Below are 22,801 nucleotides of genomic sequence, written 5' to 3' on the forward strand. Positions count from 1 at the left end.
GCTTGGAGGTTCTCGGCTGACGTGCTCAAGTTGTTGATCGTGTGCTCGAGACGGTTTTGTGTGGCACCTAGTTTCGAACGTTCTCCTGAGACCGTTTCGATTGCTGTATTGATAGTCGTAATAGCTGTGTTAGCTCCTGCTTGAGTTGCAATAGTAACAGCACCAACCGCGAGACCTACAGAACCCATGTTAGCCACAGTTAAGTTTAAGTTCTGGTCTTGGTTTGCCCCAATATGGAAATTCCCGTTGAACGTTCCGTCCAGTAATTTCTTAGTGTTAAATTCTGTGTTCGTTGAAATACGATCGATTTCTTGAATTAATTGTCCAACTTCTTTTTGCATTTCAGCACGATCTGTATTTGTATTTGTATCGCTAGCAGATTGAACTGAAAGTTCACGCATGCGTTGGAGGATCGAGTGTGTCTCGTTCAATGCGCCTTCAGCAGTTTGAATTAATGAAATGCCATCTTGTGCATTTTTCGAAGACATATCTAGACCACGAATTTGTCCGCGCATCTTCTCAGAGATGGCGAGACCCGCCGCGTCGTCACCAGCACGGTTGATGCGAAGACCTGAAGACAGTTTCTCCATCGCTTTGCCCGTCTGCGCCGTGTTGAATGACATGTTGCGGTGTGCGTTCATTGAGTTAAGGTTGTGATTGATAATCATGTTAAGTTCCCTCCATAGGTTCGAGTTTTTTCCGCTCTTCCAAATCCATTTGTCTGAGCTTACAAGGCTTAGGCCGGCCCTTACCTTGCAAATGTTGGAACGTTTTATCGTTTCCATACTCTATATCGGAATCTACAGGTATCTGTTTAGTTATTCCCAAAAAAAATTACACATTCTGACTACTTCTCTTCAATTCGAATAGAAAAAACGCCCCATCACTGGGACGTCTTCAAACTTCTTAAGCTTCCACCTTCATTTGTTCCGTCTCATTCTGCAAACTCTCCGCGACGCGAACGAGCTCTGTCATCGCCCCGTTCACTTCTCCAAGACTTGCCGCTTGCTGACTCGCCGCTGACGTGACTTCATTCGCATAACGCGATGCTTCTTCGACCATTCCGACGATGCCTGCCGAGTTTGTGACAACCGAATCAATCTGACCCCGTGACTCATCGAGGAGTGAATCGACCGAATGCACATGGCTGTACACTTCATTTGCTGAGTTGTGAATCGATGCGAACGCACCACCTGCTTTTTCAACTAAGCCGACACCTGTCTCCACTTCTGCTTTGACATTTGCCATTGAAGACGATGTATCGCCAACGAGACGTTTCACATCTACAATGAGATCTGTGATTTCTTGAGTCGAGTTCGCTGTTTGTTCCGCGAGCTTTTTCACTTCTGCTGCTACGACGGCAAATCCACGACCATGCTCCCCGGCACGTGCTGCTTCAATCGATGCGTTCAAGGCAAGCAAGTTCGTCTGTGCCGAGATGTCACTGATGACATCCGTGATACGTGAGATCTCGCCTGTCATTTCTGTCAACTGGCTGTTGAGTGTCGACGATTGCTCCACTTTTCCGGCAATCGCATGCATCGCGTTGACGGAAGACGACGCGAGCCCTTTCCCGCTTTCTGCTTCCTGTTGCATCTCGCTCGCTGAATCAAGCGCCGATGACATCTCTTGACGGATGCTCTCCATCGTCCGTGCGACCGCTCCAAGTAAGTCCATCGAGTTATACGTCGCACTAACGTTATCTTCTAACATCTTGTTGAGGGAGTCCATTGCAGAACGAATACTTTCGCCCGCCACGTTTCCTTCTTGGACTGAAGCTGCAATTTCTTGTGCCGAACCAGTCAATTGATCCGCCGTGTAACGCATGTTCGTCCCTTGCTCCCGAAGGTGCTCGACCATGTTGTCCATCGACAAGAGCAAACGCCCCATCTCCGAACGGTCTGATGTCTTCTCGTCCGCGAAGTGGACTGTCAAATCACCGTTCCCGACTTCAACGGCTTTTTCAGAAGCCATCTCGACCGCTTTCAGTGGACGACGGGCGATCAAGTAAATGACGATGCCCCCGAGTGACGAGATGAGTAACGCCACGACCGTACCGACGAGCATGACCTGACCTTGTTCCATCTCGAGTTCTGTCAAAAGCAATAGGGTGATGTAGCCGACCGCTCCGCCCGTGATAAAGGACGTGACCAAGATCCACGCGAGCAATTGCGTCGTAAAGTTTTTAAATACTTTCACTGTGTTGTTCCTCCTCATTGTGTTCATCACTCCCTATATCGTCCGATTTCCAATGAATGTATAGCGTTTTCAGTTGAACGTTTGGTCAATGAAAAAACGTACCCCAGAAAGGAGTACGTTTCGTCAAAATGCTTCATCGTCACGTTCGACCTGCGTTAACCGTCGCGGAGTCGTCGCCGCGTCAACCGCGAGCGTGATCGCTGCCGCCCAGTGGAGCACCATCCCGACGATCGGAATGAACCCAAGGACCGAGGCCGTGATTCCGACGGCCGCGCCGTACGAGAATCGGTTCAGTCGACTGAACGAGAGAATCAACACGATGACGTGATAGACGAACATGAATCCGAGGGGCGAATACCCCATCCCGATGATGAAAAGACCACCGAGAATCGGGATCCCGAGAAATGCTTCAAACGCCGCACCGAGCCATTTCAGATTTTTCACCATGTGGGTCACCTCATAATTCGATCATGTAAAACTCATAGCCGCCATTCTCTGCGAATCCGGCACGCTTGTATATCTCGAGCGCTGCCTTGTTTTCCGTCTCGACATCGAGCTCGACTTTCGTCCGGCCCATGCGGAACAGTTGTTGCACCATCTGCTTCAACATTTTTGTGCCGTAGCCTTTGCCTTGCTCGCCTGCCTTGACGCCGAACGCGTGAATGCTTGCCGCGTCGTCACCGACGAGAAGGGCACGGATGACGCCGACCGGCTTGCCGTGGACTTCTCCGATAAACGTCACACGGTCCGGTGTGTCGATTTGTTGATAGATGTTTTCCGTCACATCGACCGGGTCACCGAACGCCTCGCTGAGTGTCGTGATGATGAGCGGGCGGTCGTCTGCCGTCGCCTCACGGAGCGATACCTCGTCCGGTTTCAAGAACAATTCCGCCTTCTTCAAGACGAGATTGTATTCCGAGAACTGATACGCTGCCTGAAGATGTTCAAGCACCGCCTTCCCAGACGCTGAGTTCCGGTCGATGACGAACGTGAACGCCTCACAGCCGTTCAGTTTCGCATCCTGTTTCGCCGTCTCGAGCAGTGCCGTGAAGACGCCTTGCTTCCGGTATTCCGGATGAACGAGCGCGTTCACCTCATACTCGTTCGGGAGATATGGGAAGAGCATGAGATACCCGACGAGCGTCTCTCCGTCGTATACCGCATAGTCGTTCTGTCCGACCGACTCATGACCGACTTTGACGTCAATCTTGTCGTTCGTGTTGACCGCCTGTTCTAACGTTTTCACATCATCTGCTTGTTTGACTTCTTCTACTGTCCAATTCATGTACATCACCTCATCTGTATTGTAGCACAAAGAAAAAAGCCCGCCGTAGCGAGCCAACTTACGAGATTATAACGTCCGGAATTCCAACTCAGGGAGCGTCTCGATCAATTCAGCGATCTCATCCGTATGCGCCTCCGCGCCTGGGACGGCCTCTGTCGGTTCGACCCAGAAGAACGTCATGTCGTTCGTGCCGAGATAGTTGCCGTACCCGACCTCCGTCGCGAACGCCTCTTCCGTCAACTCACGGTCAATCAAGTCCAAGTGAAACAAGAGCTGGTCGTCGCCGTCCTCGACGTTATAGTACAAATCGAACGTGCTGTAGCTCTTCGTGTCACCGATGTCAACGACGTCCTGTGCCTTCTCGATATAGACGTCACCGCGCTCGATCGCCGCAACGATTTTTGACGGCAAGATGATTTCGTACCCGAGCTCGCGGTCACGAATCGTCTGCGTCGTATCCTCTGTCCGTCCCCGGGACGAGACGACACCGACCGTTGCCACCAATGCACCTGTCACACCGAGCGCGAGCGCCCATTTCATCGATTTGTTCACAAGAACCACTCCCTAGTTGTTGATGTCTTCACTTGATTATCCCACAAGTTGATAACTTTTCATCAAATATTCTGAAAAAATGTTTCCCCTTACATTGACGACCGTCCGTCAATCCCATACGATGGTAATAACGTACTAGAGAAAAGAGGAACTGACATGTCTAACGAAACTACTTTGACGCGCGCTCAGCTCGATGCGCTCTTGAAAAACGTCTTCGCCCTTCAAATCCCGGTCATCGAGAAATTCATGACAGATTTGTTTAAACAATACGTCTCGACGGCTTCCACGTTCAAACAAGATATGGACACGATGAAAGCGACAGACTGGCACAAGCACTTCTTCGGTCAAAAGGTCATGCCGCACCTCTTCATCGAGAACCTTGGCTTCGGCGCATCATTCCGCCACCAAGGTCAAGAGAAGGTCGTCAGCATCCCGGAGAACATGACAGTCGTCAAACCGGACTCGGACGCACAGATCAAAGAGATTTTAGAGAACCTCGACAAGACGCTCGCGTCGATGGACGGAATCAAAAACAAAGGACTCGTCAAGAAGTTCTATAAAGAAACGCTCGAACTCATCTGCCAGCTCGGTAGCCGTACTGGTATGATGGATGACTTCTATGACAAAGTCAAAGGCAGTTTGACGACAAGTTCATGACAATACCTCGCTCAAAGGAGCGAGGTATTTTTTATGCTTCCTTTTCGATTGCCATCGGAAGCTCGATGAATTGGCTCCGACTATGGAAGACGACGCCAATCATGACGAGCGTGATCCCGACCAAGGCAATCGGGGACGGCATGACCGCATGGAGGAACAGGAGCTCGCCAATCAAGGCGAACAACACCTCGAGCGCCTGCGTCGCCTCGACGGACGCCAGTTTCCCCATGTCGTGCTTGACGAGGTCCGTCGCCTTGAAAAATAGGACGGTCGCGACAATCCCTGACAACAAGGCGACAAGGAACGTCTGCCCGAGCTGGCTCGATGAGGGACGACCCGTCGTCAACCCGTACCCGAACAACAAGAACCACACCGGGAGCGACCCGAGACACATGCCGAGGATGCGTTCGAACACGTCGAGGTCCGTCTGTTGCATCATCTTGCGGTTGCCGAGAGGATACGCGAAAGCCGCGATGACGACCGGGACGACAGCGAGCCATAGGAAGCGAGGCTCGAACGATTCGAAAAACTCGACTTGCATCAAGACGACCCCAATCAAAATCAAGTTCGAGAACCGAAGTCCTCGCCACGGGATCTGTTCGCGGGAACCGTCTGCCTTCTTAAAGAGTGGTGACAACAGTGCCCCGGCGACGATTGTCACTTGCCATGTACCTGCGATGAGCCACGGGGGTGCGACTTCAGCGGCGAGACAGATGGGAACGTAAAAGAACCCGAACCCGACCGTCCCCCACAATATCCACGGACGCGGATTGTTTTTCAGCGCCGAGATGACCCGCTTGAGTCCACCCCGTAAGGCGACAACGAGCATCAACAGTGGGATCATCCATAAAAAGCGGAGCGAGGCACTATAGGCGAAGCTACCTCCCCCGACTTGCATCACTTCATTCAACACGAACGTGCTTGCAAAAAACAAGGCCGCGAAGACACCGAGTATGAGTGGACGCATACGTTCCCTCCTTTCCGAATCCTGTCTTGTTCTCGGCATCCATCTCTTTCTCCTGCAAAAAAAGACGGACGACACGTGGTCATCCGCCTGTTGATTCGATGATTCCGTCACGTCCGCAGTTCGAGCGCGGCGATCCGCTCCATCCGCTCGAGGATGGGCTTCGCCTGATCGATATACGCCCTCACTTCAGCAAGCGACAATGACGCCGCATGCGCATCCTCACTCCGCCACACTTCATAGACGAACACCGTGTCTGCCTCGTCGAGCGATACGTGGACCCGATACGATTCACAGTCCGACGTCGCCTCCATCTCTCGTGCCGCTTCCGATAAAATTGCCACGAGTCGGTCCCGTTGTCCCGCTTTTGTGACGAGCTTTCCGATCAGTGCATACATGCTCCATCCTCCCCTTTCCCTTGCATCGTCTCATTCCACTTTTTGCTTCCGATTTCCTGCCTTACAGGTTCAGACAAGCGGAATGTTTTCACGCCACATGTATAAAAAAACGGACGGCACGTGGCCATCCGTCAGTGAATATCGCGTTTTTGGAAATTTCCGCCTTTGACTTCCGTCACCTCATACACGACAACGAACGCTTTCGGGTCGACTTGATCGATGATGTCCTTGATCTTTCGTTCTTCGAGCCGGTTGATGACGCACGTGATTTCGTAATAGCTCTCTTTTGAATATGCACCTTGGATCTGATTCAACGTGGCGCTCCGCCCGAGACGGTCCCGAATCGTCTCGACCATTTCATTCGGTTCACTCGTGATGATCTTGAACGTCTTCGCACCGCTCAATCCCTCTTCGACGATATGAATCACTTTTGAGGCGATGAAATAAGCGATCGCCGACAAGACGGCTCCTTGGAGCCCGAACACCGTCGAGACGACGATGAAGACGAACGTATTCAAAAATAGAATCAAGTCACTCGTCCCGAACGGCAGTTTACGGGACAAGAGAACGGCCAGCATATCGATCCCGTCAAGCGCACCCCCGTTACGGAGGGACATCCCCATCCCGAACCCGAGGATGATTCCGCCGACCACGGTGATGAGGAGCGCGTCGCCCTCGATGATCGTCGGAACATGGTGCATGATCACCGTACCGACTGACAACGACGCAATCCCTGTGACCGAAAGGATGGCGAAACTTTTCCCAATCTGTTTATACCCGAGATAGATGAACGGGATATTGAGAATCCCGATAAAGATCCCGAGCGGCAATCCCGTGAGCTGCGACCCGACGATACTGATGCCGGTGACGCCCCCGTCCGACACGTTGTTCGGGATGAGGACGGACTCCAACCCATACGCCGCGATGAGTCCGCCGATGATGTTCATGATGATTTGAAACCCCATCAACCAGGCTCTATTCTCTCGTTTCATGATGCATTGACCTCCTTCTCATGTTCAACAACCTTCTTAGCCTACCACAAAATAATACTGAAATAATTTACAGGGAATCATCAATCTATTCTGAATATTCATGTCAGATTCTCTGTCTCAAAGGATTTTGTATCGGCTCGTTTTGGTATACTTAAGAAAATGGAAAGGGGGCACCACGTATGCAGCGTACACCCATGCCTTCCCCGACACCGGAGGAAGTGCAGCGCTTAAGGCGCGAACATAATCCGATCAAAGCGTCCGAACTGTTTGCGAAAGTCGTCCTCTTGCTACTCGGTTCCCTCGTCTTCGCGGTCGGCCTGGAGGCGTTCCTCGTTCCGAACCAGATCATTGACGGTGGGATCGTCGGGGTCTCGATCATCGTGTCGTATTTGACGGAGACGAAACTCGCCATCTGGCTCGTCCTCTTCAACTTGCCGTTCATCTACTTCGGCTATCGGCAAATCGGGAAGACGTTCGCCGTCGTCACGTTGACGGCAATCCTCCTCATGTCGGCGTTCACGATCGTCCTGCATGACATCAAGCCGTTCACGGACGATTTGCTGTTGTCGACCGTCTTCGGGGGCTTCTTGCTCGGTGCCGGGATCGGGCTCGTCATCCGCGCCGGTGGGTCGCTCGACGGGACCGAGATTCTTGCCGTCGCCTTCACGAACCGGTTACCGTTCTCGGTCGGAGAGATCGTCATGTTCTTCAACATCTTCATCCTCGGGACAGCCGGCTTCGTCTTCAGCTGGGACCGGGCGATGTACTCGCTCCTCACGTATTTCATCGCGTTCAAGACGATCGATGTCGTCTTGGAAGGGATCGATCAGTCGAAGGCGGCGTGGATCATCACGAACGCACCGGAAGAAATCGGTCAGGCGATCATGGACCGGCTCGGTCGGGGCGTGACGTATCTCCACGGAGAAGGGGCCTACACCGGAGACGGAAAGAAAGTAGTCTTCACGGTCATCAGCCGACTCGAGGAGACGAAATTAAAAGACATCCTCGACGACTATGACGAGAAAGCGTTCCTCGCCATCGGCAACATTCACGACGTCCGGGGCGGACAGTTCAAGAAGAAAAACATTCACTAAACGTGAAATCCCCTATAACCGCTGGACACCATTCGCCAACGGTTATAGGGGATTTTTTAAGCGAAGCGGACCTGGTCCCGTCCGTTCCGTTTCGCATCATATAAAGCCTCGTCCGCTCGTTCGAACACGACCATGCTCGGTTCGTGCTCGGCGACCGCGGCACCGATCGAGACGGTCATCGGGATGACCTCTCCCTGACATTCGAACGTCGTGTGGCGCACGGTCTCGACTAACGATTCGGCCATTTCTTTCGCCCTTTCATTACCTTCAATCACGAGCAAGAACTCCTCCCCGCCGTAACGACCGACGAACCCGCCTGACGGACAGTGCCGCTCGAGGGTCTGACCGATATGACGGAGTGCGGCATCTCCTGCTAGATGACCATATGTATCGTTCAACTGCTTGAAGTGATCGACATCGATGACGAGTAACGTCCACGGTTTCCCAGACATCTCCAGTTCATTCATTTGTTCAAGCGTCCGGTAACGGTTCGGTAGTCCTGTCAATTCATCGACGGTCGCCCGATGCGTATGCAGAAGGAACATCCATAAATGCGTCTCAAGCTTTTTCGCCCCCCAGTAACAGAGCCACGCCCCGAGCGACAGCATGAGGAAGTACGGGATAAAGACGTTCACGAACACCATCGCATCCACACTACCGGTCACGCGAATCAAAACGAGGAGCGCACCGAACCCAACATAGACGGTATATCCTCGCGACCGATGCATCGGCACACGCGAGAGGAGGAGCGAAAATATGTATAACACGACAAACATAAGGATCGAATCGACGAACGGGGCACTCATCCCATGCAAGGTCATGCGCCCGATAAAGATGAGCGCGAGCGTGACGACGGCACCAAACGGGCCGGCGTACGTCGCCGATAAGGCGATCGGGATGAGACGGAGGTCAATCCTCGCATCGCCAAGCTCGATGGCATTTAAGGTCAACAAGATCGCCGTCAATCCGTTCGACACCCCGAACCAAAAACGGACGAACAATGGGGAGGACGGTTGAATCGGCAAGACCGTCCGCATCACGTATAACGTGAGCGACATGAGTAAAAAGATGATACTGATATTAATAAAAAACTGGTTGATGACCATTCCCATCGATTCCCCTCCTTCCCTTTCCGTTTCCATCCTAGCCCAACTAGGTGAAAAATGTCACCCTTACATTCTATATTTACAAAAAAAGTCGAAAGCTCACGCTTCCGACTGCTTTTTGATCATCTGTTTCATCAAGTTGGCACTGTCTCGTGCCGACTCATTCTCTTCTTGCATCTGAATGTACACTTCATGACGATGGATATCGATATGGCGCGGGGCATCGATGCCGAGCTTCACCTGGTCTCCCTCGATGGCGAGCACGGTGAGCGTCACGTCGTCCCCGATATGGATCGCCTCACCTTGTTTTCGTTTCAATACGAGCATCAGCGCACCTCCGCCTTCGTGCCGCCGAGCGGATAACGGGCCGGGTAGGCATCGTCTAAGATGACTTGCTTCCCGCGACGTTCTTTCGTCTCGATGACGATCGGTGCCTTCAAGTTGAGCGTCGATGCATCAAACGGCTCACGGAGCGTGACGATCGAGTAGACAGAGACGTGTTCCGCTTCTTCAATCCCGAGCTGATCCTTCGCCCCGTCCGACAGTTCGAACGCATAGTCCGACTTATGCCAGAACGGATTCGTCACAACGAACGCGCACGCTTTCTCTTCGATTGACTGGAGTGACCAGAACGGCAGCTCTTCCCCGTACGGAATCAACACGAACGTCTTCGATTCCGGGAATCCCGGAATCTCACTGACAAACGTGATCGTCTCCGCTTCATTTATTTCAATCTTGCCAAAGTAGTCTGTTTCAATGAACATGGATTGTCCTCACTTTCAACGCGTTTCATCATACATCCCACCGACCGGCCACATCTCGAGCGATGCCTGTTGACGGAGAGAAATGTCCATCGTCCATGGCGTGAACGAGATGTCCGCCGGTGTGAGCGATACATCAATCTGTGGCGGTGTGATATTCCATTCGATTTTCACATCCGCCGGCGTATACGTCAACTTGACACGGTCAATCGATTTCGGCATATAGCCCATCTCGACGATCGGATACGGGTTGTTCACTTTCTCTGCCGCCATCGAGGCAATCGGGTTGCCGTTCTCGATGCGCATCATGCGGTCCCCTTCACGGGCGATGTTCATCATCGCCTCGCGGGCTCCTTGTTCCCCCATCTGTCCGAACGATTGACCGAGTTCGAGCGCCCCTTTCAGGTTGCTCTCACTCCGTGCCACCGACGAGTCGACTTCAAGTTTCCCTTGAGTCGTCTGTTGCGTCATCTCAGCTTTCCCTTGCTGCATCGACATGTCCGCCCGACCTTGACGCATCTCGAGCACCGGTCGGTTCGAGGTCATCTGGATGGCAGCAAACGTTTGCCGCATTTCAAGTCTCGCGAGATTCATGACCGATTACCGGAGGAAGTCAAGGAGCGTCGGTTGAATGATACGGGCCCCGGCAGAAAGTGCGGCGCGGTGTACCGTCTCATGTGACTTCAACTCCATGATCACTTTCTCGACGTCGATGTCTTCGTTATCAGACATGATCGTCTTCGCGATGATTTCGTGGTCTTGCAGACGGTTGTCGACGAGCTCCAAACGGTTCGCCCGGGCACCGAGCTCCGACCGCTCCGTGATCAAGTTCTGACCGATCGTATCAAGCGTCTCGAGTTGGGCAGATAAGTCGGCACCTCCCGTATTTTCATCGGCGAGCAAACCGCTCAGCTGTTTCAATCCTTCAAAAAGTTCTCGGCCGAAGACGGTCTCCGGCTGCATGTTCACTTGCATCGTGATGCCTTTTGAGACTTCGAACTCAATTTTTCCAGTCGTAGTAGGTGCGCCCGCAACATCTGTGTAAATCGTATTCACATCTGACGTCGCGCTTGGGTCCGCAAGATATGCTTTCAACTTATCCATATCAATCAAAGGTTGATCCGTTTTCGTCCCGTTATAAATATACTTCTCGCCCGCCTTCGAGTTGGCGAGTGAGCCGATATGTTCGATCAACTGGTCGACCTCACTCTTGATGATCGCGCGCTGTGACGACTCGTACGTGTCGTTCGCAGCTTGCGTCGTCAATTCCCGAATCCGTTTGACGGCTTCCGTGACCTCGTTCAAGGTCGAGTCCGTCATGTCCATCCAGCTCGTCGCCTCGCTGACGTTGCGACGGAACTGGTCGACTTCTCGCACTTCGGTCCGGTACCGGATCCCCTGCATCGCGACGACCGGGTCCTCCGATGCCTTTTGGATCCGCTTCCCGCTGATCAGTTGTTCCTGGACGCGGGCGAGCGTGTTATAGCTACTCGATAAGTGTTTCAAGTTCGTCTGTGTGAGCATCGTCTGTGTGACACGCATCAGTCATTACCTCCCAACGACACCCATGCCGTTAATGATTTTGTCGAGCATTTCGTCGACGGCCGTGATGTTCCGTGCCGCCGCATTGTATGCATGTTGATATTGGATCATCATCGTCATCTCTTCATCGAGCGACACCGCGCTCACCGACTGGCGGCGCTGGTCCGAGCTACTCAAGAGAGCGAACGTACTCTTCGCGAGGTTCGCGTTCTGGCTCGCCTCGACCGCCATGTTCCCGATGACGTTCTGATAGTACTTTCCGATCGATGTCGTCGTCGTGGCCGACCCGGCAAAGCTGAGCGCCATCTCTTTCAGACGCGCGAGTTCGAGTGCCCCGCTCCCGTCCCCGATATTGCCGTCTTTTGAAGCGGCGATCAAGTCGAGGTTATTCATGAACGTCTCGTTCACTTCGATGTTCGACGCTTTGATGTCGGTGTTCGTGTTCGTTCCTGAATTCACGAAGAAATCGTTTCGCCCGTCCGTCCCTGATGCATCTTTGTTCGTCATGTGTGCATTGTTGAATGCCGTCGCAAACACGCTCGCCATCTCGTCTAAGTCTTTGAGCATCTTCGTGTACGCCCCATTCGCCGCTTCAGGACCTGATTGGCTTCCGTACATTTCAACGAGTGCTCGTAGCTTACCGTTCGGCATGTCTTGGAGTGTCATCGCCTCAGCTGTCACAGCATCTGCCGCACGATACGTCGACTCGGTCATTTCCCCTACGCCACCCGTGATGCCGTCGACCAATTTGATTGGATTCGGATTTCCTGGCACGGTGATTTGGATGTCGATTCGTCCTTCTGCGACACGTTGCGAGTTCCCGCGCGTCTCCCCGTTCAAGTAATCGACCGGCACACGCTCGAACTCGATATATTGCGAGAGCTCGTCCATGTATCGGTCGCGCTCGTCATACAGTTCGTTCGGCAAGACGCCAAGTGGTTCCGCGTCCCCGATTTGACGGTTCACGTTATTGATCTTCGTCAACAGGTCGTTAATCTTTTTCGACACGACGCCCGCTTCCGCTTTCAAATCGTCTTGTACTTTCGTCAGCGACGAAGACATGTAGTTGAACGTCTCGGCGAGCGTCATCGCCCGCTGGCGGACGACGCTTCGTGCACCCGTATCGTCCGGGTTGACCGACAAATCCTGAAGTGACGCCCAGAACAAGTCGAGCGATTTGGCAAGACCGTTCTCAGACGGTTCGTTGATAATGTCCTCCATCCGCCCGAACGCCGCCTCTTTCGTCGCATAGAACGCATTCTTCACCGACTCGTCGCGATACTGTTGGTCAATCATGAGATCGCGAATCCGGGCGAGCGTCTCCCCGCGTACCCCGGTCCCGAATTGTCCGGCTTTCGTTCCACCGAAGTTGACCGAGAGTTGTTCTGTCATCCCGAGGGTAAGGCGTTGGCGTGAATAGCCAGGGTTTGAGGCGTTCGCCACGTTGTTCCCCGTCGCCTGTAGCGCCCATTGGTGTGTCGTCAGGCTGCGGCGCGCCGTCTCTAATCCCATAAATGTTGAGCCCATTCTGTACTTCCTCCTTAAACGTCACGGCTGAACGAGCGTGTTTCAAACGCCTGTTGTCCGTATGTGAAATCATCTGCTTCTGGCAAGAGCATGTCTAGATGCCAAGTAATATAACGAAGGGACTGTTCGAGAAGCGACGCGTTCAATTCGTTCTGACGCTTCAACTCGAACAAGACCAGTCTCAGTTCCTCTATCTCTTCATCGTCCAATTCATATGTCCCTTGAAGTCGTTCCGCTTCTTTTTGTGAGATTTGTCGGACGAGTTTCGCCTCTTCTTTGACGAGCGCGCTAAAAGCGGCCATGTCATTTTGGACGAGCAGCTGTTCTTTCGTATAAGCCAATTCGAGTAAACGTTTATGTAATGTGAGCATGAGTCTCTCCTTTTTCCAAAAAAAGAGCCGACTAAAGAAAGGGGTACCCCTTATTTAGTCAGCTTCCGTGCCGTGTTATTCAGTGCGAAGGCCTCAAACGGACCTCGCTTCCATTCATCCTTGTAGAAAGCGTTTGGCGATTTCACGCGCGTCCCGTGAATACGTGCCCGCATCAATCTCTGCTTTCAAAGCGTCGATTTTTGCGAGACGGTCCGGATGTTTCACCGGTTCTTCAAACCGGGCGCGGGCTTCCGCCGAGATTGACAATTGGTCCGTTTGGCGTGATGGCGCGGGCTTCGGCTCGACTTGCGTTTTCTTTTCATAAGTGTTCGGTAAATGTACCCACTTGGCTGAATCGATGCGCATGCGTCTTCCCCCTCTTCATGATGTTAATCCAAACGATAAGCGCGAGCACTTGACGACTTCGTCAAGCTCTCTTGTAGACTAGACAGTTCCTTCTGCATATCTCTCTGGCAGTTCGAACAGACTTTCCCTTCGTTCGTCGGTTGACCACAACGTACGCAGCCGACGAGGAGTTCCGGGTTGTCCTTGATGATCAGGCGTCCTTCATGGATATATCGCGTGATATCAAGTTCCGACACACCCGTCGCTTCGACAAGGGCGCCGATGTTCGTTGATTTGTTTTTTGGTTCACGAATGAAGTCACGAACTTTCAAAAAGTTTTGGAAGTCGACTTCACTACATGATGGGCAATAAGGCGAGCGACCTTGTTTCATAAACAAGCGTCCGCACATTTGGCAAGATGCTGCATCCATTGGTTTCACCTCTGCCTTTTATATCGGATGCGTTTTTGATTTGTTTAGCGCCCGAAATAAGCAAATCGCAGAAACTTCTGTCGCACCTGCCTGCCGTAACGAAAATGCCGCCTGATGGAGCGTCGTCCCTGTCGTATAGACGTCGTCTACAAGAATGATTTTCCCACATTTCACTGAAGTTGGTACAGTGAAAGGATTCGTTCGGTGTCGTCTTTCTTCTTTCCCGAGTTCGCGTTGACTCGAAACCTCGGTTTTCTCGATCAGTTGCCGGGTCGGACCAATCTTTTGTGCGAGCACTTCCGCTTGGTTGAAGCGACGCGACCTGTGTCGTTCGTCACTTAGTGGGACGGGCACATACGTCGCACCAGGTTCTCGCAGTGCCCGAAGTTTTGGTGCGACCGATGCGGCGATGACGACGTCCCCACTGAATTTGAAGCGATGTAGCCACTCTATTCCCGCCTCGTCATAGGCGTACAGACAACGGACGGTCAAATCAGAGCCGAGCGCGAGCCAGCGGATACAATCTGAGCACGTCTCCCCCGTCTCGTTCGGTTGACCGCAGCGCGGACAGCCTGTCCCGAGCGGCGTCAGTCGGTCCTCACATGACGGGCACACCCAGTCGCGTCGCCATAACGTGGCCGGTGTCCACGGGACGGTCATCGGTTGGTGACAGAGAAGACATTTCATCGACTGTTCGCCTTCACGATCGCCCGGATGGCGAAATCTTGCCGAAACGTCCGTTCATGATAAAAGAAACAGACCTCCCCTGTCGGCGCATCAGGTTTTCGGCCGGCCCGTCCTGCCATTTGGATGAGCCCTCGTGTCGTGAAGAGTCGATGTTCGCTCTCAAGCACCCCGACCTGCACGCCCCGGACCGTCATCCCCCGCTCCCAAATCGATGTCGCAAGGACGATTCCCTTTGTCTCTTGAAGCTCGTGAAGCGCGTCGGTCCGTTCCTCGGTCTCGGCCGATACCGTTCGACATGTAAACCCTGCGTCTTCTAGCGTCTTACGATATCGCTCGAGGTGAGGCTTTGTCGGCACGAACAGGAGACGCGGTTTTGCGGCGTGACGTCGACAGAAGTCAAAAACCCGTTCGTCCGACTGTTTGACGAGTGTCGGCACCGGCAAATCAAATCCGTGATAACGGCGGGACAGATGCACCGTCGACACCATCTGTTGCCAAGCGGTCGGAGTCGCAGTGATGAAGACAAAGACCCCTTTCCCGACCCGATAGATGGTGCGCCATAACGTCACGTCAAAAGCGAACGGGAAGGCATCGGACTCATCGACGAGCACATAATCGAATACGTCTCGTAGATTGAGTAGTAACGGTGCGGTCGCCACCGTGATCATCCCGATGGAGTCTTTCTCCCCACCCCCGTACCGTCTCGTGACGGGCACGGTGAATGCTTGTTCGAGCCGTTCCACCCATTCGATGGCGACATCTTTCCTCGGGGACACGATCAATACCCGCTTCCCTTCATTGACGACCCGCTCGATCACAGGGAACGTCATCTCAGTCTTACCGGCGCCACACACCGCATGGACGAGACCGGTCTTCCGTTCGTCCCACCACGTGAGCAGTTGATTCGCGACCCGCATTTGGGCTGGTGCGAGCTCGAATGACATCGTCAATTCGGTCGTTTCGAGTGGTGTCGTGATGTCCCGCTCTTGTAGAAAATCACATCGGCAGACCCGCCCAAGATAAAGACAGTTCCGGCAGTAGGCACACGACCCGTGGTGACAGGTGAACGTTCGGACGTCCGTGCTGAGACAGCGTTGGCAGATGCCAAAACGGATGGCGCGCGTCCCGTTAGATGCGACGATGAGTTCCCCCATATCTCTTGGCTCCTTTTTCCTTTCACGCTAACAACACACACATGTGCGTGCGAATCCTCTTGATGTACAAATCCCTTCCGCAATCGTTCTTTTGACGGATGACGTTTCCGTATTTTATCCGTTATGATTATGGGAAAAATAGACTAAATTGTGAGGACGTGGAACGGATGCGACGATTCATTGGCTCTTTGGTTGGAATAGGTTTGATCTTATACGGTAGCTTCACACTACTCTCTCATTTTTTGTTCGGTCATCCGAAAGACGAACAGTTCGTTCGCCAAGTCGCTGCCACGTATCTCGAGAATCACCACCGCGATCAATCTCTCGAAATCACGAGCGCCACTATGATGATGTGGGGAAGTGACCTTTATCTCCTCACGATCGATTCCGACACGAGCATCGACACACATTTTGAATTGCACATTACGACGGATGGTGACATCACGTTCAATGATTATGCGAACGTCACCTCAGGAATGAATACATTCGACCGGATCCATGATGCGTATCGTCGATTGGTCGGACCCGCGCTCCCAGAACATGTTCATCTGAGCGATGACGTCCTCATCCCAAAGGACGGACCCGATTCACCGGAAGAATCCTTGGACCTCCAATCTCTTCGCCTCGATCAGGACTATGACATTCAAGATATCGGTGCTAACCATGGCAGTCTATTTATTTCTGTAGATGTCCCTACCACGACGGTCAATCGTGCAGCATTTCTATTACGAGATTTGAAGCATAACATGGACGCGGCTGGCGTTCCGTTCCGAACGATGTCCGTCACGCTTCGCGGGGAGGAGGACTGGTTTTATACCGGTAGCGTCTCACGAGAAGAAATTGACTCTCCCGAGCTCGAACAAATCATCCAGCGTCAGCACGATGAGGTGATGTCACAATGAAATGGAGGATTTTCTTTCTTCTTTGCGGCACCATCATTGTCGCCACGTTCGGGGTTCGCATCGTTTTCGGTACGGATTTCGAGAAACAGCGTGTGTCGAATAGTGCAGTAGCATATGTTCGTCATACCTATCCCGCACTTGACGTGCGTGTCCAACAAGTCGACTATATGTTCCCACATAGCACGCGTTATTTCGTCACATTCACTTCTCCAACGAGTCCTGATACGACGTTCACGGTCTACGTGAAACGCAATGGACAAGTCACACACGATGATTATGATCAGGTCCATCTTCGAGAAACGACTTATCAACGGTTGAATGATGAATACGCTGCATGGACAGAACGCATCTTACGTTCTGACACGTTCCCCTACCCCATTACCTATGGACAGGGATTCATCCGTAGAAAAGAAGACGACTCAGTGGTGAAAGGCATTTCCCCGAGCGATTTAGAGTTAGACGAAGTGTTCGATCTGATTGCATATGGAACCACGTACGGTCATATCCATCTCGACTTGTCTCAACCGACATCAATGAAAGAGTCACTTTCAGACATAGCAAGAGGTACAAGACGCTATTTCGATGACCATCAAGTCCCGTTCCATACGCTATCGTTCAGCGTGACCGATCAAGACGACATCTATTTCGTCCCCTCCCTCTTTTACGATGAATTGGAATCTCCGCTCCTCGAGGACATCATCGAAAGCCGGATCCTCACCGACTGAACGAAAAAACGGATCATCCGACATGCGGGATGATCCGTTTTCGTGCAAGCTGCACTTATTTCTGTTTGTAGAACATGATCGCCTCGTATGGACGAAGGGACAACGTCGTCCCGTCGAGCTCAGGCACGTCGTAGTTGTGGCTGACGACGTTCACCCGCTCAAAACCTTCCGGGATGGTATACGTCGTTTCCGTTCCATAGAAGTTGGCGACGACGAGGAGCTCCTCGCGGTCGGTCTTCCGTGTATATGCCCAAACGTCTAACGAATCAGGCGTGAGGAGCGTATAGTCCCCGTCCGTCAAGACGTCAAGTTCTTTTCGTAATGCAATCAAGTTCTTGTAGTGGTAGAACACCGAGTTCGGGTCATCGAGCGCCGCTTCGACGTTCACGTCCTGGTAGTTCGGTGCCACGTTGATCCACGGTGTGCCGTTCGTGAAGCCGGCATGCGTCGTCGCATCCCACTGCATCGGCGTCCGCGAGTTGTCGCGTGACTTTTGTTTGATGGCTGCCATCATGTCTTCATGCGACACGCCTTCTTCGCGTTTCAACTTATAGTTGTTGAGCGTCTCGATGTCACGATACTCGTTCAAGTCATCGAAGCCAGGATTCGTCATCCCGATCTCTTCTCCTTGATAAATGTACGGTGTTCCTTGGAGACCGTGGAGCACGGTCGCAAGCATCTTCGCACTCTCGACGCGATGGTTCGTGTCGTTCCCGAAACGGCTGACGACGCGCGGTTGGTCATGGTTGCACCAGAAGATGGCGTTCCATCCTTTTCCGTGCATCCCTTGTTGCCACGTCGACATGATGTCTTTCAACTGGATGAAGTCGAACGGAGAGGCGACGAACTTCTCGCCGTTCGGATAGTCGACTTTCAAGTGATGGAAGCTGAACGTCATGCTGAGCTCGTTCTCGTCCGGGTTCGAATAGCGCACGCAATGGTCGAGCGTCGTCGACGACATCTCCCCGACCGTGATGACGTCATGCCCGTCAAATACTTCTCGGTTCATCTCTTTCAAATATTCGTGGATGCGTGGACCGTCCGTATAGAATTTCCGACCGTCCGACTCGTCTTCCGGGAAATCTTGCTCTTTTGAGATCAAGTTGATGACGTCGAGACGGAACCCTTTGATTCCTTTCTTGCGCCAGAAGCGCATCATCTCATAGACGTCTTCACGCATCTGTTCGTTCTCCCAGTTCAAATCGGCCTGGGTCACGTCGAACAAGTGGAGATAGTATTGCCCGCTCTTCTCGTCATATTCCCACGCGTTCCCACCGAACTTCGATTCCCAGTTCGTCGGCTCGTCGCGCCAGATGTAGTAGTCACGATACCGCTCGTCTCCCGCCAATGATTTCTGGAACCATTCATGGTCTGTCGACGAGTGGTTGACGACGATGTCCATCATGAGGCCAATGCCCCGCGCCTCTGCCTCACGGATCAATTCGTCGAGGTCTTCCATCGTGCCGTAAGACGGGTCGATGGCATAGTAATCACTCACGTCATAGCCGTTGTCGTGTTGAGGTGACTGATAGACAGGCGTCATCCAAATGTATTCGATGCCGAGTTCTGCCAAGTAATCTAGCTTCGCCGTCACCCCTTTGATTGATCCGGTCGCGTTCCCTTCCGGACTGTAAAAGCTTTTCGGGTAAATTTGATAGACGACTGATTTGCGCCAATTTTTCTGTGTCATCAACGACATCTCCTTTTTTGTAAGAGTTTTCATTTCAATAGGAAAGAGGGAAGAACTGCCGTCCCTCCCTCCCGAGTCAATGCTTATGCGACTTTATTTTCTTCGATTTCACCTTTTTTCATGTAGCGCTTCGACAAGATGAATGTGAGCGCGAACGGTACGATGATTGCGATGATCATCCCGACGATGAAGAGAAGGATTTTGTCTGTGAAGATCGAGAGGAATCCAGGGAGTCCTCCGACACCGATTGCGATTGCTTGAACATCGTTCAATGTGATGAAGATGGCTGCGATCGCCGACCCGATCATCGCAGAGTAGAACGGGAATTTATTCGGCAAGTTGACCCCGAACATCGCCGGCTCCGTGATCCCGAAGTAAGCCGAGATTGCTGAAGTCGATGCCATGCTCTTTTGCTTCGCGTTGTGCTTGTAGACGAAGAACATGGCGAGTGCAGCAGAACCTTGCGCGATATTTGAGAGTGCGATCATCGGCCAGATGAACGTACCGCCTGTATCTGCGATCAACTGAAGGTCGATGGCGATGAACAAGTGGTGCATCCCTGTGACGACGAGTGGTGCGTAGAACAATCCGAAGAGGAGTGCCCCGACGACCGGTACGGCTTCAAACGTGTTGACGAGTCCTGTCGCAATCACATTACCGATTCCGCGTGTGATTGGTCCAACGATTGCGAGTGCAAGGAATCCAGTGACGACGATCGTCGTGATCGGAACGACCAAGAGTTGAATCGCATTCGGTACACGTTTTTTCAAGAACATCTCAATTTGGCTCAAAATATAAGCTGCAGCGAGAACCGGCAAGATTTGACCTTGATATCCGACTTTCTCAATCTCGAACAATCCGAGGATATCGAATGTCGGTACTTCTCCTTCAAGTGCCGCTGTTCCGTAGCCCCAAGCGTTCAAGAGGTCCGGGTGGACAAGCAAGAGACCCATGACAATCCCGAGCACTTCGCTTCCACCGAAACGTTTCGTCGCCGACCATCCGACGAGTGCCGGTAAGAAGACGAATGACGTGTTCGCCATCATGTTGATGAGGTCCCAAAGTCCTTGTAAGTTCGGATAAGCCTCGATGAGCGTCTGCCCGTCGATGAAGAGACCTTCAGAAGCAAGTAAGTTGTTGATCCCCATAAGGAGACCGGCCACGATGATGGCTGGAATGATTGGCATAAAGACGTCAGAGAAGACTTTGACGAGTTTTTGAAGCGGATTCATTTTTTTGCCGCCTGCGGATTTGACTTCGGCGACCGTTGCCGCTTCGAGTCCTGCGAGTTTGATGAACTCGGCATAGACGCGGTCGACATCACCGGCTCCGATGACGATTTGATACACGCCCGAGTTCTCGAACGCCCCTTTGACGAGATCGACTTCTTTCACACGTGCCTCATCGACTTTTGACTGGTCTTTGAGGGAGAGACGGAGACGTGTCACACAATGTGCGGCTTTGTCCACGTTGTCTTTGCCGCCGATTGCTTCAAGGATGTCTGCGGCAATTTGACGATAATCTGCCTTCATGTTTATTGTCCTCCTTTGTTTGAAAACTCCTAATGAAAACGGTTACTTATGAGTACAAACAAAGTATAACTTATCTATATAAGTTAAGTCAACAACTTATATATACAAGTTTGAGTGAAGATTTTATGACCAGATTCATTGTAAAAAATTCCCTTAATCGATCTCGTTCAAACTAAAAACCTCTTCCTGTCCGAAAGAGGTTTAGCGCCGGGCGACGTCACTGAACTGGAACTTGTCCAAGCGGTGACGCGATTCCGTATATTCGAATTGTTGTCCTTCATATAAGAACGTATCGTTCGTGATGACGATGACATATTCATAGTCATGCAAATCAAGACGCATCCGGTCGAGCTCGGTCACGTCCTCTGCCGCGATCTTTCGTTTGGCGTAGCTGATCTGTAAGCCAAGCTCTCCTTCGATATATCCATAAATCGATCGAGCAGCGATTTCTTTTGTCAATCCAGGAACGAGGTCTTTGACGAAATAGTTGATGTCTAAGATGACGTTCTCCCCGTCAAAGTTTCGGACGCGTTCGATGCGAAACACATGTGTTCCCGGTTTCAAGTTCATCCGTTCGACGAGCCAAGGTGGTGCCTCCATCTCTTCGAACGCCGCGACGTGCGTCTGGATGGAGCGACCGAGCATGCTGGCGTACACTTCTGAGAAACTGACAATCCCATTGAATTGAAACTCGATCTGGTCGCGCTTCAACACGAAGACACCTTTCCCGTGGTGTTTTCGGACGTACCCGTTTTCCTGCAAGAGATCGAGTGCCTTTCGGACCGTCCCCCGACTCGCCTCGAACTGATGCATCAGCTCCGTCTCCGACGGGAGTTTCGAGTCTGCAGGTCTCGTGCCGTTCCGCATCTCTTCTGCCAACCGCTCAAATATTTGGCGATATTTCGCCATCGCATTCCCTCCTCCATTGAAAAAGACGACCAGAAACGGTCGTCTTGTGGTTTACCATTCGCGACGATACCAAGTGATGCCGATTGCACCAGGTCCGAGATGCGTTCCGATGACCGGACCGAAATGGCTTCCCGAGATGTGTGCTTTCGGGAACTTCTGTTTCATCGAAGCGATTTCTTCCGCCTGACGCTCCGGGCAGTTGGCGTGAATGATTCCGATACAGTATCCCTCACCGTCACCGGCAATCGACTCGTCCATCATTTCTTCGATTCGACGTACAGCCTTCTTATACGTACGAATCTTTTCAAATGGGACGATCAACTTGTCTTGGAAGTGTAGGACCGGCTTGATTTGTAGGAACGAGCCGACGAGCGCTTGCGCGGCGCTTAATCGTCCACCACGTTGTAGATGATCGAGGTCATCGACGACGAAATAGGCGCGAATCGAATCACGAACCGTCTCGAGTCGAGCGATGATTTCTTCCGGCGTGGCGCCTTTGTCACGGAGGTTTAACGCCTCTTCGACCATGAACGCTTGCGGCATACATGAAATCTCTGAGTCAAACGCATGAACGGTCACATCGACCATATCATTTAACGCGACCATCGACTGGTACGTTCCGCTGATACCACTTGAGAGTGTGATGGCGATCACGTCCGTCACATCATCCGGCAAATTCTCAATCAACTCGACCGTCTCACCGATGACCGGTTGTGACGTCGTCGGTAGCTTGCCTGCCTCGATTCGCTCATAGAACGCCTCCGTCGACATATCGATCGACTCGCGGTACGACGCGCCATCAAAGATGACACTGAGTGGAGCGACATGGACGTCATGTCGTGCCAAAAAATCATCCGACAGATAGGCGGTACTGTCGGTTAAAATCGCAATGTTTCCCATACTATATCCTCACTTTACGTCGTTTCATTTTTCCAATTATGTTAGGATTCCATTCCATATTGTAACACAAAAACGAGG

The 22,801-nt window shown here is 52.2% G+C and carries 27 protein-coding genes; 4 read left to right on the plus strand and 23 right to left on the minus strand.

The window, feature by feature from the left end:
- From KNO86_RS05250 to KNO86_RS05270, 5 genes are all read right to left on the minus strand, one after another.
- The coding region (locus tag KNO86_RS05250; protein WP_214694033.1) for a flagellin N-terminal helical domain-containing protein at window positions 1-668 on the minus strand (668 nt) is incomplete at its 3' end.
- A gap of 238 nt (window positions 669-906) precedes the next feature.
- The gene (locus tag KNO86_RS05255) at window positions 907-2,199 is read right to left on the minus strand and encodes a methyl-accepting chemotaxis protein (protein WP_214693627.1); all 1,293 of its coding nucleotides are present in this window, start codon (window positions 2,197-2,199) and stop codon (window positions 907-909) included.
- A gap of 123 nt (window positions 2,200-2,322) precedes the next feature.
- Window positions 2,323-2,646: a hypothetical protein gene (locus KNO86_RS05260; RefSeq protein ID WP_214693633.1), complete on the minus strand. Its 324-nt coding sequence runs from the start codon at window positions 2,644-2,646 to the stop codon at window positions 2,323-2,325.
- 10 nt (window positions 2,647-2,656) lie between these two features.
- A complete protein-coding gene (locus KNO86_RS05265) occupies window positions 2,657-3,484 on the minus strand; it encodes a GNAT family N-acetyltransferase (protein ID WP_214693635.1) in 828 nt (275 codons plus the stop codon).
- Window positions 3,485-3,550: 66 nt separating this feature from the next.
- Window positions 3,551-4,036: a hypothetical protein gene (locus KNO86_RS05270; protein ID WP_214693637.1), complete on the minus strand. Its 486-nt coding sequence runs from the start codon at window positions 4,034-4,036 to the stop codon at window positions 3,551-3,553.
- Window positions 4,037-4,192: 156 nt separating this feature from the next.
- Between KNO86_RS05270 and KNO86_RS05275 the strand changes: the two genes are divergently transcribed.
- Window positions 4,193-4,693, plus strand: coding sequence for a hypothetical protein (locus KNO86_RS05275; RefSeq protein WP_074033734.1), 501 nt, complete (start codon window positions 4,193-4,195; stop codon window positions 4,691-4,693).
- A gap of 31 nt (window positions 4,694-4,724) precedes the next feature.
- On the opposite strand, the gene KNO86_RS05280 is transcribed toward KNO86_RS05275, so the two are convergent.
- The 3 genes from KNO86_RS05280 to KNO86_RS05290 all read right to left on the minus strand — a co-directional run bounded on the left by KNO86_RS05280 (window position 4,725) and on the right by KNO86_RS05290 (window position 7,047).
- Entirely contained in the window at window positions 4,725-5,660 is a 936-nt protein-coding gene (locus KNO86_RS05280; RefSeq protein ID WP_214693638.1) for a DMT family transporter, read from the minus strand.
- Between the two features lie 107 nt (window positions 5,661-5,767).
- Complete coding sequence (locus KNO86_RS05285) at window positions 5,768-6,055, minus strand: putative quinol monooxygenase (RefSeq protein ID WP_074033738.1); 288 nt, start codon at window positions 6,053-6,055, stop codon at window positions 5,768-5,770.
- Between the two features lie 131 nt (window positions 6,056-6,186).
- The gene (locus KNO86_RS05290; RefSeq protein ID WP_214693640.1) at window positions 6,187-7,047 is read right to left on the minus strand and encodes a YitT family protein; all 861 of its coding nucleotides are present in this window, start codon (window positions 7,045-7,047) and stop codon (window positions 6,187-6,189) included.
- A 179-nt stretch (window positions 7,048-7,226) separates the two neighbouring features.
- On the opposite strand from KNO86_RS05290, the gene KNO86_RS05295 reads away from it, so the two are divergent.
- Window positions 7,227-8,141 carry a YitT family protein gene (locus KNO86_RS05295; protein ID WP_214693643.1) on the plus strand — a complete coding sequence of 305 codons (915 nt, stop codon included), beginning with the start codon at window positions 7,227-7,229 and terminating at the stop codon, window positions 8,139-8,141.
- A 56-nt stretch (window positions 8,142-8,197) separates the two neighbouring features.
- Here KNO86_RS05295 and KNO86_RS05300 read toward each other — a convergent pair whose 3' ends face one another.
- The 11 genes from KNO86_RS05300 to KNO86_RS05350 all read right to left on the minus strand — a co-directional run bounded on the left by KNO86_RS05300 (window position 8,198) and on the right by KNO86_RS05350 (window position 16,065).
- On the minus strand, window positions 8,198-9,253 hold the full coding sequence (locus tag KNO86_RS05300; protein ID WP_214693651.1) for a GGDEF domain-containing protein: 1,056 nt from the start codon (window positions 9,251-9,253) through the stop codon (window positions 8,198-8,200).
- Window positions 9,254-9,346: 93 nt separating this feature from the next.
- Window positions 9,347-9,574 carry a carbon storage regulator CsrA gene (gene csrA, locus KNO86_RS05305; RefSeq protein WP_074033743.1) on the minus strand — a complete coding sequence of 76 codons (228 nt, stop codon included), beginning with the start codon at window positions 9,572-9,574 and terminating at the stop codon, window positions 9,347-9,349.
- Window positions 9,574-10,011, minus strand: a complete 438-nt coding sequence (gene fliW, locus KNO86_RS05310; RefSeq protein ID WP_214693653.1) for a flagellar assembly protein FliW — start codon at window positions 10,009-10,011, stop codon at window positions 9,574-9,576. The genes csrA and fliW overlap by 1 nt, the downstream gene beginning before the upstream one ends.
- A gap of 15 nt (window positions 10,012-10,026) precedes the next feature.
- Window positions 10,027-10,581, minus strand: a complete 555-nt coding sequence (locus tag KNO86_RS05315; RefSeq protein WP_251126896.1) for a DUF6470 family protein — start codon at window positions 10,579-10,581, stop codon at window positions 10,027-10,029.
- A 27-nt stretch (window positions 10,582-10,608) separates the two neighbouring features.
- Window positions 10,609-11,550 (minus strand): flagellar hook-associated protein FlgL, encoded by a 942-nt coding sequence (gene flgL, locus KNO86_RS05320; protein ID WP_214693656.1) that lies wholly within the window; start codon window positions 11,548-11,550, stop codon window positions 10,609-10,611.
- Between the two features lie 6 nt (window positions 11,551-11,556).
- Window positions 11,557-13,077: a flagellar hook-associated protein FlgK gene (gene flgK, locus KNO86_RS05325; RefSeq protein WP_214693664.1), complete on the minus strand. Its 1,521-nt coding sequence runs from the start codon at window positions 13,075-13,077 to the stop codon at window positions 11,557-11,559.
- Window positions 13,078-13,091: 14 nt separating this feature from the next.
- Window positions 13,092-13,448, minus strand: coding sequence for a flagellar export chaperone FlgN (gene flgN, locus KNO86_RS05330; RefSeq protein ID WP_214693666.1), 357 nt, complete (start codon window positions 13,446-13,448; stop codon window positions 13,092-13,094).
- A 114-nt stretch (window positions 13,449-13,562) separates the two neighbouring features.
- Window positions 13,563-13,814 carry a flagellar biosynthesis anti-sigma factor FlgM gene (locus KNO86_RS05335; protein ID WP_074033759.1) on the minus strand — a complete coding sequence of 84 codons (252 nt, stop codon included), beginning with the start codon at window positions 13,812-13,814 and terminating at the stop codon, window positions 13,563-13,565.
- A 23-nt stretch (window positions 13,815-13,837) separates the two neighbouring features.
- On the minus strand, window positions 13,838-14,224 hold the full coding sequence (locus KNO86_RS05340) for a flagellar protein (RefSeq protein ID WP_214693668.1): 387 nt from the start codon (window positions 14,222-14,224) through the stop codon (window positions 13,838-13,840).
- An 18-nt stretch (window positions 14,225-14,242) separates the two neighbouring features.
- A complete protein-coding gene (locus KNO86_RS05345; protein WP_214693670.1) occupies window positions 14,243-14,911 on the minus strand; it encodes a ComFC family protein in 669 nt (222 codons plus the stop codon).
- Window positions 14,908-16,065: a DEAD/DEAH box helicase family protein gene (locus tag KNO86_RS05350; RefSeq protein WP_214693672.1), complete on the minus strand. Its 1,158-nt coding sequence runs from the start codon at window positions 16,063-16,065 to the stop codon at window positions 14,908-14,910. The genes KNO86_RS05345 and KNO86_RS05350 overlap by 4 nt, the downstream gene beginning before the upstream one ends.
- A 167-nt stretch (window positions 16,066-16,232) precedes the next feature.
- On the opposite strand from KNO86_RS05350, the gene KNO86_RS05355 reads away from it, so the two are divergent.
- Together KNO86_RS05355 and KNO86_RS05360 are read left to right on the plus strand one after the other, a co-directional pair.
- Window positions 16,233-16,967 (plus strand): hypothetical protein, encoded by a 735-nt coding sequence (locus tag KNO86_RS05355; protein WP_214693674.1) that lies wholly within the window; start codon window positions 16,233-16,235, stop codon window positions 16,965-16,967.
- Window positions 16,964-17,692, plus strand: a complete 729-nt coding sequence (locus KNO86_RS05360) for a hypothetical protein (protein ID WP_214693676.1) — start codon at window positions 16,964-16,966, stop codon at window positions 17,690-17,692. The genes KNO86_RS05355 and KNO86_RS05360 overlap by 4 nt, the downstream gene beginning before the upstream one ends.
- Window positions 17,693-17,747: 55 nt before the next feature.
- On the opposite strand, the gene treC is transcribed toward KNO86_RS05360, so the two are convergent.
- From treC to KNO86_RS05380, 4 genes are all read right to left on the minus strand, one after another.
- Entirely contained in the window at window positions 17,748-19,382 is a 1,635-nt protein-coding gene (treC, locus tag KNO86_RS05365) for an alpha,alpha-phosphotrehalase (protein ID WP_214693678.1), read from the minus strand.
- An 83-nt stretch (window positions 19,383-19,465) separates the two neighbouring features.
- On the minus strand, window positions 19,466-20,914 hold the full coding sequence (treP, locus tag KNO86_RS05370; RefSeq protein ID WP_214693690.1) for a PTS system trehalose-specific EIIBC component: 1,449 nt from the start codon (window positions 20,912-20,914) through the stop codon (window positions 19,466-19,468).
- 201 nt (window positions 20,915-21,115) lie between these two features.
- Window positions 21,116-21,823, minus strand: coding sequence for a trehalose operon repressor (gene treR, locus KNO86_RS05375; protein ID WP_214693692.1), 708 nt, complete (start codon window positions 21,821-21,823; stop codon window positions 21,116-21,118).
- Window positions 21,824-21,874: 51 nt separating this feature from the next.
- Window positions 21,875-22,723, minus strand: a complete 849-nt coding sequence (locus KNO86_RS05380) for a DegV family protein (protein ID WP_214693694.1) — start codon at window positions 22,721-22,723, stop codon at window positions 21,875-21,877.
- Window positions 22,724-22,801: the final 78 nt, after the last annotated feature.

Origin of the sequence: Exiguobacterium sp. s160 (assembly GCF_018617575.1) — a bacterium.
GTDB classification, from domain to species: domain Bacteria; phylum Bacillota; class Bacilli; order Exiguobacteriales; family Exiguobacteriaceae; genus Exiguobacterium; species Exiguobacterium aestuarii_A.